Genomic DNA, 13,573 nt, shown 5'->3' on the forward strand with positions numbered 1-13,573 from the left:
TGATGCTGATGAAACCGTCTTGGAAAAGCTGGTTTGAACAAGCGGCAACCGCCATCCATGAATGGCTGCAGCAGGAAACTCACTCCTTCGCCGAACTCGCTGAACTCATCCGCCGCCATCCGGACACCGTCCGCTCTGAGCGCACGTGGCTCGGCTTGACGTACCGATTCTACTCGCTGGTCATGAATGAGGCGACATTGAAAATGGAAACGAAAGTCACCCGCGAAGGCAAGGAGCGGATTTTGTTTTTGTCGTTCCACGCTCCGCGGACGAAAGCGGCTGTCTACCGCGCCTATGACGAAGACGGTGATTTGGCGGATATCGTCGCCACCCCTCCACTTTCGGAAAAAACCGCACCAGTTTGATCACGGTGCGGTTTTTTCATCATAATTTAGCGAAGAAGCCCCACTTCCAAGCGAAACGAAAGCAGGAAGGAAGGTCAACCTTGCATGCCCTGCAGCCATTCTTGGTAACATTCCGGGCAAAGCGTTTCTTCGCGTTCTTCGCCATTCGTATGGAACGACACGTAATGCACCTTGTCATCGCACTCGCACTGGCAGTAAAAACATGTTTCGCTCATCACTTTCCCTCCCTTGCCTATTAGTGTGGGCCGTCTTATAACGGCCGTTGCAAGGGAACTATTCCCATCGGCATGAGCGCAGAATAAACGACGCACGATGCGGTCAGCGCGAGGTGAGCGACAACAAATAGTCCAATACCGCCTCTTGCTCTTCCTTCGTAAATCCGGCTTGACGGTCGATCCAATACCGGTGCCCGGCGCCGGTCACATGCACCGTCCGCAAGTCGGAGTCCTTGGCGTTGGCGGCGATGACGCGCTCGCGCCATGTCCGGTCGATCAGCGCCCGCAGGCTGTTGCGCGCATCAGGAGCAATGCCGTTTCCGACCGTGCCCGTCAACCCGAGTTCCCCGTTCGGCCCGACCGCCACGCCGCCGTCGTGCAAATACGGCGAGCTCCACGCCAGGCCGATGAGGCTCGGCACTTTATACCCGCCCGGCGAATCACCGTGGGCGAAGGCAAGCCCGATTTGTTCTGGATCTAAATGGTCCGTCGGCACGTTCAATACTTTCGCTCCCTTTGGGATCGGGACCGGCGTATCCGGAGCGTACAACACGGCCTCTCCGAACACTTTTTCTGTCTTTTTCAGCGCTTTCGCCCGTGACGGTTCCGTGCCGATGACATTCGCCGCCACGACGCGGTTGTTCGTCAAATACGCCCCAGCATGGCAGCGGATGCAACCGGCGCGGACAAACACCTCTCTTCCTCTCGCCGCCCGCTCCTCGCTGATCCGTTCATTTGGCGGCGGAGGATTGAGCGTATTTTGCCAAGCGGCCACGGCATTGTTTTGCTCATTGAACCGATAACCCGGCTCGCTGACGATCAACCCATCTGGAGCGACGAGCGATACTTTCGGAAACTGCGGCGGCGCGACAAACTGATTAACGCCGACCGTTTTCGGCGTCGGGTCGACTTTCGCGAAAAAGGCGGACGGTTTCTCCTTTGTCGTCGGCTGATAGCGAAAACGCGGATGGGCGGCGTTTTGCAAAATCGTGCCAATATACACTTCCTTATCAATGCCAAACAGCGCTTCGCTAATTTCCGCCTGCGCGAGCGAATCGGCGTTTTGCGCGTGCACGTTGTTGCTGAAAGCGGCCAAGCCATGGAATGAGCCGGCGGCGGCAAAGCCGCTCCACCCGTACGGATGGTCGCCGCGCGTAAACGAATCCGGAATTTGCGCCGGATTCGCTTTCATATCGATCGTCGAATCAAAATTGCCGCGCGGCCAGCTGGCAAAAATGCGGTCCACGTCCCGCTCAAGCAACTCCGGATCCGGCAGCGCCGCTTTGCGCCCGTGCGAATCGATGATCGTCCGATCGAACGAGCGGATATATTTTTTTAGCGAGTGAATATTGGCGTGAGTAAAATAGGCGCTCGAATTCGTCGCCAACGCCATGAGCATTCCGGCATTCAAATCGTTGTTCGGCGCCCCTTCCACCACTTTTTTCGTCACTGGATCGACGGTCGCATGGCAGGCGGCGCAGCTGATGCCGACGCGCACGCGGCCGCCGTCGGTGACGATCGGCATCCCGAGCGGCAAGTATGACCCTTTGGGCACGTCGATGCCCGTGTCGATCAACTCGCCTTTTTTATATGTGCGGCCGCCGATCGTCACATCTTCGGCAAGCGGCACGCGCAAATTCGTCGTCCCTTCTCCTTTTAATGCGACAATGGCTTTGGCCATATTGACAAGCGTCAGCGGCCCGTCGACAATGCCCATGATGTCGGTCAAAAATACTTCATTGCCAAACGTCTCCTTATAAAACACCTCCTTGCCGAGACGAAGCAACCGGTCATCGACGACAACCGCCCCTTCCTCTTTTTGCAAATGCCCGTTTCTAGCCGACAACGCTTGGATGCGGCGGTCATCCGCTGCGATCCATCGCCCCCACACATCGATTCCAGTCTGTTTGCTCGCTTCATACGGCGCAATATCGCTCCCATCCGGCACAAACGCATACTCGCCTCGGCGCAAAAGAAGAACGGCCCCGGCAGCCAAAAGAAGGAGAACAGCAATGCTTAGCACAATGAATGTTTTTCTCACCCGTTTCCCTACCTCCTTCATAAAGCGGATTGCGCCCATAGTATGCCCCGCTCTAGGCAAAACTTGAGTACGCGGACTCCTTCTTTTCCTGATTGTCGCGACCGTTCAAAGCGCCACGACCCGCTTTTTCCATCATTCCCCACCCATACAGCAAACAGCCGGGCACATACTATGTCACGGAAGGTGGTGAGAGGAATGAACGCGACAGGAACACATGAAACGCTCGAATTGCATGAACTGCTTATGTTTAAAAACACCTGTCTTGCCAAAAGTGCAGCCATGCAGCAAATGGCAAGCGATCCGCAATTGAAATCGCTCATTCAACAAGACATGCAAAAGACACAGCAACACATCCGCGACTTGCAAAACTTGCTGTCATAAGGACAAAAGGAGGGACAACGATGCAGGCAACGATGACACCGACCGGCGTATTGAACGATCAAATGATCGCCGCTGATTGCCTGATCAGCGCGAAAAACGCCATTAAAGGATGCGCGATGGCCATTGCCGAAGCGTCCACCCCAGAAGTGCGCAACACGTTGAAACAACATTTGAATGACGCGATCGTGTTTCATGAGCAGATCAGCCAATATATGGTCAACAAAGGGTACTACCATCCGACGAACGTTCAGGAGCAACTGCGCCTCGATCTGCAAGCAGCGCAGCAAGTGTTGCAATCGGTCGGCCGCTGAAGAAGAAAATGGGATTCGCCGTGGCAAAAGGTGAATCCCATTTTTCATGATTTGTCCGTCAATCGCCCATCCTAACAACGAAGGAGGTGAACAGCGTGAAACGCCGATACCGAATATGGGCCGCGGCCAGCGCGGTTGTTGCTCTACTCGTTGCCGCAGCCGCCTTGGGGCGACCGGCTCCAGAAGAAAACGCCCCGGCTCCACCGCGGCTGAAGCCGTTTGACGCCGAGGTCGCACCCACCCATCCAACCGTTGTCGCCTTAGACAGCTTAAGCGCAGGCGAGCAACTGAAACAGCAGTTGAACAAGCACCCGCGCATTCGGGAAATTCGCCATAACCGCCGCGGTGACCGAAGCCATTATTTCATCAATGAGATCGTGGTCCGCTTTCGGGCATTGCCGTCCGAAAGCCGCTTGAAACAAATGGAGGCAGCCATCGCCGGCCAGCTCATCAAGCAGGTCGATCACGTGTTTGTATTCCGTTCGCGCAGGCAAACGTATGAAGAGATGCGCCGCTATTTCCGCTCTCTTCCGATGGTCGATTATTGCGAACCGAACTACATTTACATGCAAAACGAGCGTGATGAGCCGATACTAATGCCGAACGATTCGTTTTACGCCCGCTACCAGTGGAACTTGCCGGCCATTCATACCGAAGCCGGCTGGACGCTGTCGCGCGGCAAGCGGAATGTGCCTGTCGCCATCATCGACAGCGGGGTCGACCTGACTCATCCCGATTTAACCCGCCGCCTTGGTCCCGGATATAACGTGTTGGCCGACGACCGCTCTCCAGATGACGAAAACGGCCATGGCACCCATGTCGCCGGCATCATCGCCTCACAGCCGAACAACGGCGAAGGAGTCGCCGGCATGACATGGTTCAACCCGATCATGGCAGTCAAAGCATTAAATGCGGACGGCTATGGGACGAGCATTGATGTAGCGAAAGGAATCCGCTGGGCAGTCGACCACGGGGCAAAAGTCATCAACTTAAGCCTTGGCAACTACCAACCGTCCTCGGTGCTCGAAGAAGCGATCCGCTACGCCGACGCCCATGATGTCGTGCTTGTCGCCGCTTCTGGCAACGACAGCACGTCGCAGGCGAGCTTCCCAGCCGCTTATCCAGAAGTGATCAGTGTTGGGGCTGTCAACCCGGATCTTTCCTATGCGCTTTATTCCAACTACGGCGACTATGTGGATGTCGTCGCACCCGGAACGAACATTGCCAGCACGTTTGCCGGCCACCGGTACGCCGCCCTTTCCGGCACGTCGATGGCCGCGCCGCACGTCACCGCGCTCGCCGCTTTGATCCGCTCCGTCAACCCGCGGCTTTCGAACGATGAAGTGCGCGACATTATTCTCGAAAGCGCTGACGATTTGGGAGAGAGAGGAAAAGATCCGTATTATGGCTACGGGCTCATCAATGTCTATCGCGCGCTCGAGCTGGCTAAGCGATAACCGATGCTCCTTCCGCCGATGGCATTGGGGAACCCGTCGCTGCGAAAGATCAAACGGACAAGATTCTCATCCCCTGTGCGAACGACGTTAAAACTCCCCCACAGCATCAAGTCAGCAAACAGCTGGAAACGGCGCCTTCGGTGACGAGCGGCCCGCGCCGGCAAGCGGTGCCGCATTCCCATAGAGGAGCGCCTATCTGCTGAAACGAAAAACGATGGGGATTCGGGCTATACCCCCATCGTTTTTTCGCGCGTCAACATCGTCGTCACCGCCCCGACGACCGTGACAACGACAAGCGAGTAAACAAATGGCACTGAGTCGATGATCATGCTCCCAGCTGAAATAATGCAGGCGTCAATGACAAAAATGATGATCCCGACGTTCCAGTTCGTCCATCTAGCGATAAACTGGGCGAGCAGGTCGGTCCCGCCCGTGCTCGTCTCCTCGCGCAGCATCACGCCGATGCCCGCGCCGACCAGCACCCCACCGATGACCGCGCTCAAAAGCGGATCCAACACCACCACGCCGCGCAAAACAGACAATACGTCAATCACCCATGAGGAAAATAAAAGTCCATGCAAGCTGTTGTAAAAAAACGGGCGGTAGTAAAACCATGCGGCTACATAAAGCGGAACGCTTAAGACGATCATCGTCAACCCAGCCTGAACGTGCCACACGTATTTGGCGATCAGCCCGAGCCCGATCATCCCTCCATCAAGCAAATGGTGAGGGACTAAAAAGACGTTGATGCCAACGCCAAGAAGCAGACTGCCTCCTATGATCGCCGCCATTTTTTTGATCATCACGAAACCCCTCCGCCACCGGCTTATCCCAACGAGCCAACATGCCTCCATATATATGTATATGGCGCCTTTCGGCAGAGCTTGTCTCTTTTTTGCGGCGGAGGAACATGGCCGACAAAGCAAAAAATAAGAGGCTAGGCCTCTAGACCCAACCCCTTATTTTTGCGCTTTTGTCGCCTCGTCGTCATCGATGATGCCTTTTGTCGCGTTTTTGAATTCGCGCAGCGTTTTTCCAGCCGCTTGTCCTAACTCCGGCAGCTTTTTCGGCCCGAAAATGAGCAAAGCGAAAAAGACGATGAGCGCAATTTCTCCAAAGCCGATGTTCATGTTGGTCACTCCAATGGTAAACGTTGTTTTCTTCGATCATTATACCATATGGCAACGAGGGTTGCCACTGTCTTTCACCTTTCATTTTCCCAAGCCGGTAAACCGTTTTCCCTCCATCGGCATGTACGCATTCCTTGCTTGGGTTTCCGGATTTGCCGCAAGATTGGCTGTACGGCTCAAAATCGTACGATACGCTCGGCGTCTCGGAACCAGCCGGCGTTGCGAGCCGCCTTGCCATTTATGGGGCGAGCCTGCTCATGATGTTCGGCTTCCTGTCGCTCATCCCGAGCCGGCGCTTCTCCTTTTCCATGCTTGGGGCGCGCACGTTTTACAGAAAAAGCCGTCTGAAAGCCCACGGTTTCAATCGTGGGATGAAAGACGGCGTTGCTTGGTAATCCCTTAATGGGATTGCTTAGAGCAACCATTTTTATCTTTAGGTGTTGCAGTATAACCATTAAACTGATATAATTCATAATATGGAACAAGAATATCGAAGAACGAAAACAACTGTATCTTTAATTAACTATCATTTTGTTTTCTGTCCGCGTTATCGAAGAAAGGTGTTAGTAGGCAGAGTGGAAGAGCGATTCAAGCAGTTAGTAGAAGAAATTTGCCAAGAGAATGATTGGGTCATCCTTGCTATGGAAGTGATGCCTGATCATTGCCATTTGTTCTTGAATTGCCTCCCTTCTGATTCTCCATCAGATATTATGGCAAGAGTGAAAGGAGTGACTTCCAGACGATTAAGACAGGAATTTAAACACTTGTCTCATTTGCCAAGTCTTTGGACACGCTCTTTCTTCGTTAGCGCAGCAGAGAATGTATCAAGTGAAACAATAAAACGCTATGTGGAATCTCAAAAGAAAAGGGGGTGAATCCATGCCCACCATCACCCTAAGGCTGGAGCTGCACAACCCAACGAAAGTCAAACAAGACATGTATGAACGGATGACAGAAGTGAATACAGCGTTTGCGAATTGGCTGTTGAATCATCCCGAGCTGAATCAAGCGACGAGCAAAATGTTTAAAGAATTTTCGTCGCAGCGGTTTCCTTCTGCCGTCGTGAATCAGACGATTCGAGAAGTGAAGTCTCAAAAGAAAAACCAGAAAACAAAGAAGTTCCGAACATTATGGTGTTGCTTTAACAACCAAAACGTAAAGGTGGAAAAGAAAGGAGAGTTCTACACGGTTTCATTCCCCACACTGGAGAAACGAATTGGCGTGCCTGTCGTCACGCGTTCCTATCAAGAAGCGTGGCTGAATCGGCTTATCAATGGAACCGCCAAACAAGGGGCAGCCAAGCTCTACAAAAAGAGAAAGAAATGGTACTTTTCGATCACCATCACCTTTGAAGTGGAGCCGCGACACGAAACAAAGGTGATGGGGGTTGACCTTGGGCTTCGCTATATCGCCGTTGCCAGCGTTGGAACGAAATCATTGTTTTTTAAAGGGAGCCAATGCGCCTTTGTACGCCGACGATATGCGGCTTTGCGAAGGAGATTAGGAAAAGCTAAGAAACTCCATATGATTCGCAAAATCGGTGATAAAGAGTCCCGATGGATGAAAGATATGAACCATAAAATCAGCCGTCAAATCGTCCGTTTTGCGCTCGCCAACGGTGTTGGCGTGATTCGAATGGAAGAGTTGACGGGGATTCGAAAGCGGGCAGCATCGGCCAAAGAAGCAGGACGAAGCCTTCATTCTTGGGCATTTCACCAACTACAAACGATGATTGCCTATAAAGCCGAAATGTCGGGCATTCGGGTGGAGTGGGTGAATCCGACTTATACGAGCCAAACGTGTCAATGTGGACATCGGGAAAAGGAAAATCGTAATGGCATCCACTTTCAGTGTAAAAAATGCGGATACACCCTCCACGCCGACTTGAATGGCGCCATCAACATCGCCAAAGCGATTTCGGGCTTTGCCGCCTAACCTAGCGCACTGGTCACAGGTGCGCCGCCCATCGGGGTACATCCTAACCTGATGGGATGGGCTGATGACACAGCCCCGAACTTGGGCGTTGTCCGAACCCGAAAGGGATGAGGGCGCAAACGACCCAAGAATCCCACGGCTTTAGCCGTGTGGAGTGTCAAATCTATATCTTGCACGGGTTTATTTTAAAATATTTGCACGAGACGCCGTTCCCTGACTTTATTATGGATGTGCACGGCTATCCGCTTCTGTTTGCACTGTCGGTTGCCATGATGCTCATCCTTGGAAGCAAGCCGGTCGTCCGGCTCCTACGGCCGCTGTTGGAATGGCGATGGCCGAACTGGCGGCAGACAACGACCTAGCAGTCAAAAAAGAAGGTGTCCCGAAATATCAACGGGACACCTTTTTCCATTAGGGCGCTTTGCCCACAAATGGAAACCGACTTTTTCATTCAGCGCGTGCGGGCTGCCCGCACCGCTTCCGCCAAGGCGGCGGCCGCCGCCTTTGGCGACGGAGCCGAAGCGATGGCGCTGATGACGGACACCCCATCCGCCCCGGCTTCCACAACGGTTTTGGCGTTCGCAGCCGTAATGCCGCCGATGGCGACGATTGGGATTGTGATCCCGGCTTCGCGCAGGCGGCGGAGAACATCCAGTCCTTGCGCTTCCTTTGCATCCTCTTTCGAGCTGGTCGGGTAAATCGGACCGACGCCGAGGTAATCGGCGCCCGCATCAACGGCCGCCATCGCTTCTTCGACGTTGTGCGCTGAGACGCCCAAAATTTTATCGCCGATTTTTTCCCGCACGCACCGCGCATCCTCATCGTCTTGACCGACATGGACGCCGTCGGCATCAATGGCGAGGGCCAGCTCGACGTCATCGTTGACGATAAACGGCACCCCATAAGCGCGGCAAAGGCGCTGCAGCTGCCGGGCGAGCGCCTCTTTGTCCGCCTCTTTTAAAGCGCCTGGCCCTTTTTCGCGGAATTGAAACAACGTCACACCGCCGTCAAGTGCTTCTTTCAGCACATCGGCGGCCGGACGTTCGCTGTTTCGGCTTCCCATAATGAAGTAAACAGCCAGTCTCTCCTTCATTTCGCCGCTCGCGATGCGCGCCATCGCTCTCACTCCCCGTATTGGCGGTACGCCCAATGGTTCGTCGGGCCGTGGCCTTGACCGATGCCAAGGGGGTGAGCAATCGCCGATTGCACAAACGCCTTCGCCGTCGCGACAGCGTCGACAGGATGCCGCCCTTTCGCCAGCTCAGCGGCGATCGCCGCCGCAAACGTACAGCCGGTTCCATGCGTATGGCGCGTGTCAATTCGTTTGCTTTTAAAATAGGAAAATTCGCTGCCGTTATACAGCAAGTCGACGGTTTCTTCGCCATCATCGTCATGGCCGCCTTTCACGACGACATAGCGGGCGCCCATCCGGTGGAGGAGGCGCGCGGCTTCGCGACGGTCATCCATCGTGCGGATGACAACGCCCGTCAACGCTTCCGCTTCTGGAATGTTCGGTGTAATGACAAGCGCCATCGGCAGCAGCTCTTCTTTCAGCGCGGCCGCCGCTTCCTCTTGCAACAGCGGAGCGCCGCCTTTGGCGATCATCACCGGGTCGACGACCAGCCGCTCCCATTTATGTTTTTTCACTTGTTCAGCAACCGTACGAATGATCTCGGCACTAAAGAGCATGCCGGTTTTCACCGCATCCGCGCCTAAATCGCCGGCCACCGATTCGATCTGGGCGGCGACTGCTTCCGCCGACAGCGGGTAGACGCCTTGCACGCCAAGTGTGTTTTGCGCCGTCACCGCCGTGATCGCTGACATGCCAAAGACGCCGAGCTCCTGGAACGTTTTGAGATCGGCTTGGATGCCGGCGCCGCCGCCGCTGTCCGACCCGGCAATCGTCAACGCTTTGTACACCATCGTGTTTCTCCTCCCCTTTTACCGTTGTTCCACCCGGCCATGCCGTTTGACATCATCGACGCTTGTATACGCCAACGCGTCCAAAAACGCCGTCTGGAAGCTGCCCGGTCCGCGCTCCCCGGCTTTGGCCGCCGCCTGCTCCGCTGCGACGCCGTAATACACAAGCGCGGCCACCGCCGCCTTCACCGCATCGCGCTCAACGGCCGCAAACGCTCCGACAACCGATGTCAGCAAGCAGCCCGCCCCGGTCACTTTCGTCAGCAACGGATGGCCGTTCTGAATAAGATACGTCGTCTGTCCGTCCGCAACGACGTCCTCTTTGCCGGTAATCGCGACAACGGCGCCGAGCTGCTCCGCCGCCCGTTTGGCCAACGCCACTCGATCGCCGCTTCCTCCGCCGGCGTCCACCCCTTTAATCGCCCACGCCTCACCGATCATATTGGCGATCTCCGCCGCATTGCCACGGATCACGGCGAGCTTGACTTGTTCCGCGATGCGGCGCGCCGTCTCCGTCCGGTAGCGCGTGGCCCCGGCCCCGACCGGGTCGAAAATGACCGGCACGCCGGCTTCATTGGCCGCCCGGCCGGCGACAAGCATCGCTTCTACCTCTTCGGCATTCAACGTCCCAATATTGAGGACAAGCGCGCCAGCGAGCTTCGCCATCTCGCCCACTTCCTCTTTCGCATACGCCATCACCGGCGAAGCGCCAAGCGCAAGCAGCCCATTTGCCGTAAAATTCGTCACAACGACATTCGTGATATTATGGACGAGCGGATTCTCCTCTCTCACCCGCTCGAGCATTTCCGCCCATTCATGCCAATTGGCCATTTCCGGTTTCTCCCCTTTCCAAGCCTTTTCGCCGGCCATACACTGACTTTCGCCGTATTTTCGGCCAATGGAATGATCCATTCTCCCCATCCATCAGTCTACTCTTTCTTTTTTTGAATTGCAAGACAAAGAAAAAAGGCGGCCGCCAAAGCGCACCTCCCTTTTTGTTCCATTACGAACGCGTCCATTCGGCCGCCCCTCCCTCTTCGGACGGCGCCGCCGGCGACAGCCGCTGCGGCAGCGTCCAATTCCATAAATCCAAATCGACGATATAGCGCGGCCGCCGTTTGGCTTCTTTGTAAATTTTCCCAATATATTCACCGATCAGCCCGAGCGCCATCAGCTGCAAGCCCCCTAACAACCAAATGGAAGTGATGAGCGACGTCCAACCCGTTTCCGTATGCCCGGCCCATTTGAGAAAAAGAAAATAGGTGCCAAACATCAAGCTGACGACAAACGAGAGAAACCCAACGAGCGAAATGAAACGGATCGGGGTGACGCTAAACGACGTCACGCCGTCAAGCGCAAAGGCGATCATTTTTTTCAGCGGATATTTCGTTTTCCCGGCCAGCCGCTCTTTTCGGTCATAATAAACCGTCGCCGACCGAAAGCCCAAAAGCGGGACGATGCCGCGCAAAAACAAGTTCACTTCCCCGAACTGTTCAAGCGCGTCCACAGCGCGCCGGCTCATAAGGCGATAGTCGGCGTGATTGTAAACGAGATCGACGCCAAACGCCTTCATCAACCGATAAAACCCTTGCGCCGTATGGCGCTTGAACCATGTATCGGCATCGCGCCGCCGGCGCACGCCGTAGACGATGTCATAACCTTCGCGAAACTTTTGCACAAATTCCCGAATCGCCGCTACATCATCTTGCAAATCGGCGTCGATCGAAATGAGGCAATCGGCATGCCTTTTCGCGGCGAACAGCCCAGCAAGCAGCGCGTTTTGATGCCCGGCGTTATGCGCCAGTTTCAGCCCTTTCACTTCCGGGTGGCGCAAACTCGCTTTGTATATGATCTTCCATGTATCGTCACGGCTGCCGTCGTCGACGAACAAAAGCGCGCTGTTGGATGAAATGAGCTGCTCTTCAATCAATTGTTCGCGCAGCTCCCGCAAGCGGCGGATCGTCTCCGGCAGCACCTCTTCTTCGTTGTAACACGGCACAACAATGGCCAACGTCGGTTCGAACATGTCACCTTCCTCCCTCCGGCACGACTTTGTATAAATAGATGGTCCACGCGGACTCTTTGGAACGGAACACCCGCTCAAGGCGCAAGGCGTTTTCGCCGGCGTTTTCAATCGGCAGCGCCGAAAAAACGTAGCGCCCGCCCATGTCATAAAACACGTTCGTGTTCAATTCCAAGTTGCGAATCGTACGCTTCGAGTTTTTCTGAAACATATACCGCTTGCCCAGCTCATCGACGAACAAATAGCAGCGCCCGCCCCATTCATCGAAATACTCGCGCAGTTTTTTGTTTTTCGCGAGCTCCTTGGCGATGATGCGGCGAAACCGATGCTTGTATTCGAGCGGATAAAAGTTGTTGTACGTATCAAGCGTGTAAAAGCCGTTGTATTGAGCGATCGCCGGATGGATGCCAATGCTGGCGACGCGGTATGTATGAACCGGACGGCCGATATAGCGGCGAATGGCGGCAAACTGCTTTTCCGCGTAAAACTCGCGAAACGACGGCTTGTCGCGGTAGACGATTTCCTCATTGCATAAAGCAAGCACGACAAGCTGCAAGACAATGGCCGCCGCACCGACCGCCCGCCACCTTCGGCCTTCCTGCCAAAAAATTTTCAACGCCAGCGCAAACAATATGTAAATGACCATCGGCCGCAAAAAGTGATAGCGGGCGAAATTGAACTTATCGAGCAAATCGAACCGTTCGGTGAGCGGCAGCCACCCTTTGTAAAACCAAAACGCATACCATGTCGACAACGCGAAGTTCAACCCGTGCAAAAGCAAAAACAGTTTTTCCTGCCGCCAGCGCTTCCGCTTCCAGACGAAATACAGGGCAATAAGCGTCACCGGTAAAATGACGAGCCCATGCACGGTCATGACGTGGGTGTGGCCGAGCACATAGTTTTTGAACGTCAGCCGGATGACGCGCCAAAGCGGCAGGCGCGCGTGGAAATATTCGTCGCGGCTTGTCGGCTCATTGGAAAACAACAGCGAATGGACAAGCCGGTAATCGACCGCCAAATAAAGCATCGTCATATAGGCGATGGCCGCCAAAAACCGCCAATTCCAACCCTTGCCGCGGATGACATCAACGAGCCACCAAATCCCAAGCGCGCTCAAGAAAAAGAAAAATCCAAGCACGAAGCTCGAATAGAGCGGCAAGAGCGTCAACACCGCCCAGTTCACCCATGAACGCTCGCCGTTGCGGATGTTTAAAAACGCCCAAAGCGCAAGCGGCATCCCGAGCGTACTTAACATCCCCGATGGCCAAAACGGCGTCAAGGCAAACGTCAAGGCGGCACCGACACGAATCCAGCGCCATCGGTCATCCGGCAGCACATGTTTTCTCAGCAGCAAATACATGCCGATGAACGCCAATACGCGGGTTGCGGCTTGGCTGATCCCATAGGCGTAAATAGATGGAAACAAAGCATGGAGCCAAACGATGCCGCTGAATTCCGTGCCGAACGCGTTGCGCGGCAGGCCGTTGATGATTTGCGGAATGACGCCATCGACCGGTCCGAATAGCTCACCGCTTCGGGTGAGCACCTTATACCAGGCGATGTTCGAATCCAAATTGTCATGAACACGCATATGCGCATCCTCGCCAAGCACAAAATACGGCGACACGTACAAGGCGATGACAACGAAAGAGAAGATCAGGAGTCGCTTTTCGATGGCCGGCACCTTTTCTCCTCCTTTCGCTCGGCTCTTGTCTTTCTTTATTGTTCAACCAAACAGGAAAATTATTCATAGGAATGGAAAAAAACGGACCCCCGTCCAAACAAAAAACCGCCG

General features: G+C 54.7%; 15 protein-coding genes and 2 pseudogenes. 8 read left to right on the forward strand and 9 right to left on the reverse strand.

The window, feature by feature from the left end:
• Positions 1 to 8: 8 nt before the first annotated feature.
• Positions 9 to 365: a hypothetical protein gene (locus tag BRO54_RS11485; protein WP_074044007.1), complete on the forward strand. Its 357-nt coding sequence runs from the start codon at positions 9 to 11 to the stop codon at positions 363 to 365.
• A gap of 74 nt (positions 366 to 439) precedes the next feature.
• Here BRO54_RS11485 and BRO54_RS20070 read toward each other — a convergent pair whose 3' ends face one another.
• Both BRO54_RS20070 and BRO54_RS11490 read right to left on the reverse strand, forming a co-directional pair.
• The gene (locus tag BRO54_RS20070; RefSeq protein WP_020278855.1) at positions 440 to 580 is read right to left on the reverse strand and encodes a hypothetical protein; all 141 of its coding nucleotides are present in this window, start codon (positions 578 to 580) and stop codon (positions 440 to 442) included.
• Between the two features lie 103 nt (positions 581 to 683).
• A complete protein-coding gene (locus BRO54_RS11490) occupies positions 684 to 2,621 on the reverse strand; it encodes an electron transport protein (protein ID WP_074044008.1) in 1,938 nt (645 codons plus the stop codon).
• 195 nt (positions 2,622 to 2,816) lie between these two features.
• Here BRO54_RS11490 and BRO54_RS11495 point away from each other — a divergent pair, with 195 nt between their 5' ends.
• The 3 genes from BRO54_RS11495 (at position 2,817) to BRO54_RS11505 (ending at position 4,770) form a co-directional block, all read left to right on the forward strand.
• Positions 2,817 to 3,002 carry a DUF892 family protein gene (locus tag BRO54_RS11495; RefSeq protein ID WP_074044009.1) on the forward strand — a complete coding sequence of 62 codons (186 nt, stop codon included), beginning with the start codon at positions 2,817 to 2,819 and terminating at the stop codon, positions 3,000 to 3,002.
• Between the two features lie 20 nt (positions 3,003 to 3,022).
• Complete coding sequence (locus BRO54_RS11500; RefSeq protein ID WP_074044010.1) at positions 3,023 to 3,313, forward strand: spore coat protein; 291 nt, start codon at positions 3,023 to 3,025, stop codon at positions 3,311 to 3,313.
• A 95-nt stretch (positions 3,314 to 3,408) separates the two neighbouring features.
• Positions 3,409 to 4,770 (forward strand): S8 family peptidase, encoded by a 1,362-nt coding sequence (locus BRO54_RS11505; protein ID WP_074044011.1) that lies wholly within the window; start codon positions 3,409 to 3,411, stop codon positions 4,768 to 4,770.
• Between the two features lie 227 nt (positions 4,771 to 4,997).
• On the opposite strand, the gene BRO54_RS11510 is transcribed toward BRO54_RS11505, so the two are convergent.
• Together BRO54_RS11510 and BRO54_RS11515 are read right to left on the reverse strand one after the other, a co-directional pair.
• A complete protein-coding gene (locus BRO54_RS11510) occupies positions 4,998 to 5,573 on the reverse strand; it encodes a YitT family protein (protein WP_074044012.1) in 576 nt (191 codons plus the stop codon).
• 156 nt (positions 5,574 to 5,729) lie between these two features.
• Positions 5,730 to 5,900: a twin-arginine translocase TatA/TatE family subunit gene (locus BRO54_RS11515; RefSeq protein ID WP_020959661.1), complete on the reverse strand. Its 171-nt coding sequence runs from the start codon at positions 5,898 to 5,900 to the stop codon at positions 5,730 to 5,732.
• Positions 5,901 to 6,040: 140 nt separating this feature from the next.
• Here BRO54_RS11515 and BRO54_RS11520 point away from each other — a divergent pair.
• The 4 genes and pseudogenes from BRO54_RS11520 to BRO54_RS11535 all read left to right on the forward strand — a co-directional run.
• A pseudogene (locus BRO54_RS11520) lies at positions 6,041 to 6,232 on the forward strand (acyltransferase family protein); the annotation flags it as partial.
• A 144-nt stretch (positions 6,233 to 6,376) separates the two neighbouring features.
• Positions 6,377 to 6,775, forward strand: coding sequence for an IS200/IS605 family transposase (tnpA, locus tag BRO54_RS11525; protein ID WP_074044013.1), 399 nt, complete (start codon positions 6,377 to 6,379; stop codon positions 6,773 to 6,775).
• Positions 6,776 to 6,779: 4 nt separating this feature from the next.
• Entirely contained in the window at positions 6,780 to 7,835 is a 1,056-nt protein-coding gene (locus tag BRO54_RS11530) for an RNA-guided endonuclease TnpB family protein (protein WP_074044014.1), read from the forward strand.
• Between the two features lie 161 nt (positions 7,836 to 7,996).
• A pseudogene (locus tag BRO54_RS11535) lies at positions 7,997 to 8,197 on the forward strand (acyltransferase family protein); the annotation flags it as partial.
• Between the two features lie 89 nt (positions 8,198 to 8,286).
• On the opposite strand, the gene thiE reads toward BRO54_RS11535, so the two are convergent.
• From thiE to BRO54_RS11560, 5 genes are all read right to left on the reverse strand, one after another.
• Positions 8,287 to 8,952, reverse strand: a complete 666-nt coding sequence (gene thiE, locus BRO54_RS11540) for a thiamine phosphate synthase (protein WP_074044015.1) — start codon at positions 8,950 to 8,952, stop codon at positions 8,287 to 8,289.
• Positions 8,953 to 8,957: 5 nt separating this feature from the next.
• Positions 8,958 to 9,758 carry a bifunctional hydroxymethylpyrimidine kinase/phosphomethylpyrimidine kinase gene (gene thiD, locus BRO54_RS11545; protein WP_074044016.1) on the reverse strand — a complete coding sequence of 267 codons (801 nt, stop codon included), beginning with the start codon at positions 9,756 to 9,758 and terminating at the stop codon, positions 8,958 to 8,960.
• A gap of 18 nt (positions 9,759 to 9,776) precedes the next feature.
• Positions 9,777 to 10,586, reverse strand: a complete 810-nt coding sequence (thiM, locus tag BRO54_RS11550; protein WP_074044023.1) for a hydroxyethylthiazole kinase — start codon at positions 10,584 to 10,586, stop codon at positions 9,777 to 9,779.
• A gap of 172 nt (positions 10,587 to 10,758) precedes the next feature.
• Positions 10,759 to 11,781: a glycosyltransferase family 2 protein gene (locus tag BRO54_RS11555; protein ID WP_074044017.1), complete on the reverse strand. Its 1,023-nt coding sequence runs from the start codon at positions 11,779 to 11,781 to the stop codon at positions 10,759 to 10,761.
• 1 nt (position 11,782) lies between these two features.
• Positions 11,783 to 13,462 (reverse strand): DUF6044 family protein, encoded by a 1,680-nt coding sequence (locus BRO54_RS11560; RefSeq protein WP_074044018.1) that lies wholly within the window; start codon positions 13,460 to 13,462, stop codon positions 11,783 to 11,785.
• Positions 13,463 to 13,573: the final 111 nt, after the last annotated feature.

The organism is Geobacillus proteiniphilus, assembly GCF_001908025.1.
Classification (GTDB): Bacteria; Bacillota; Bacilli; order Bacillales; family Anoxybacillaceae; genus Geobacillus; species Geobacillus proteiniphilus.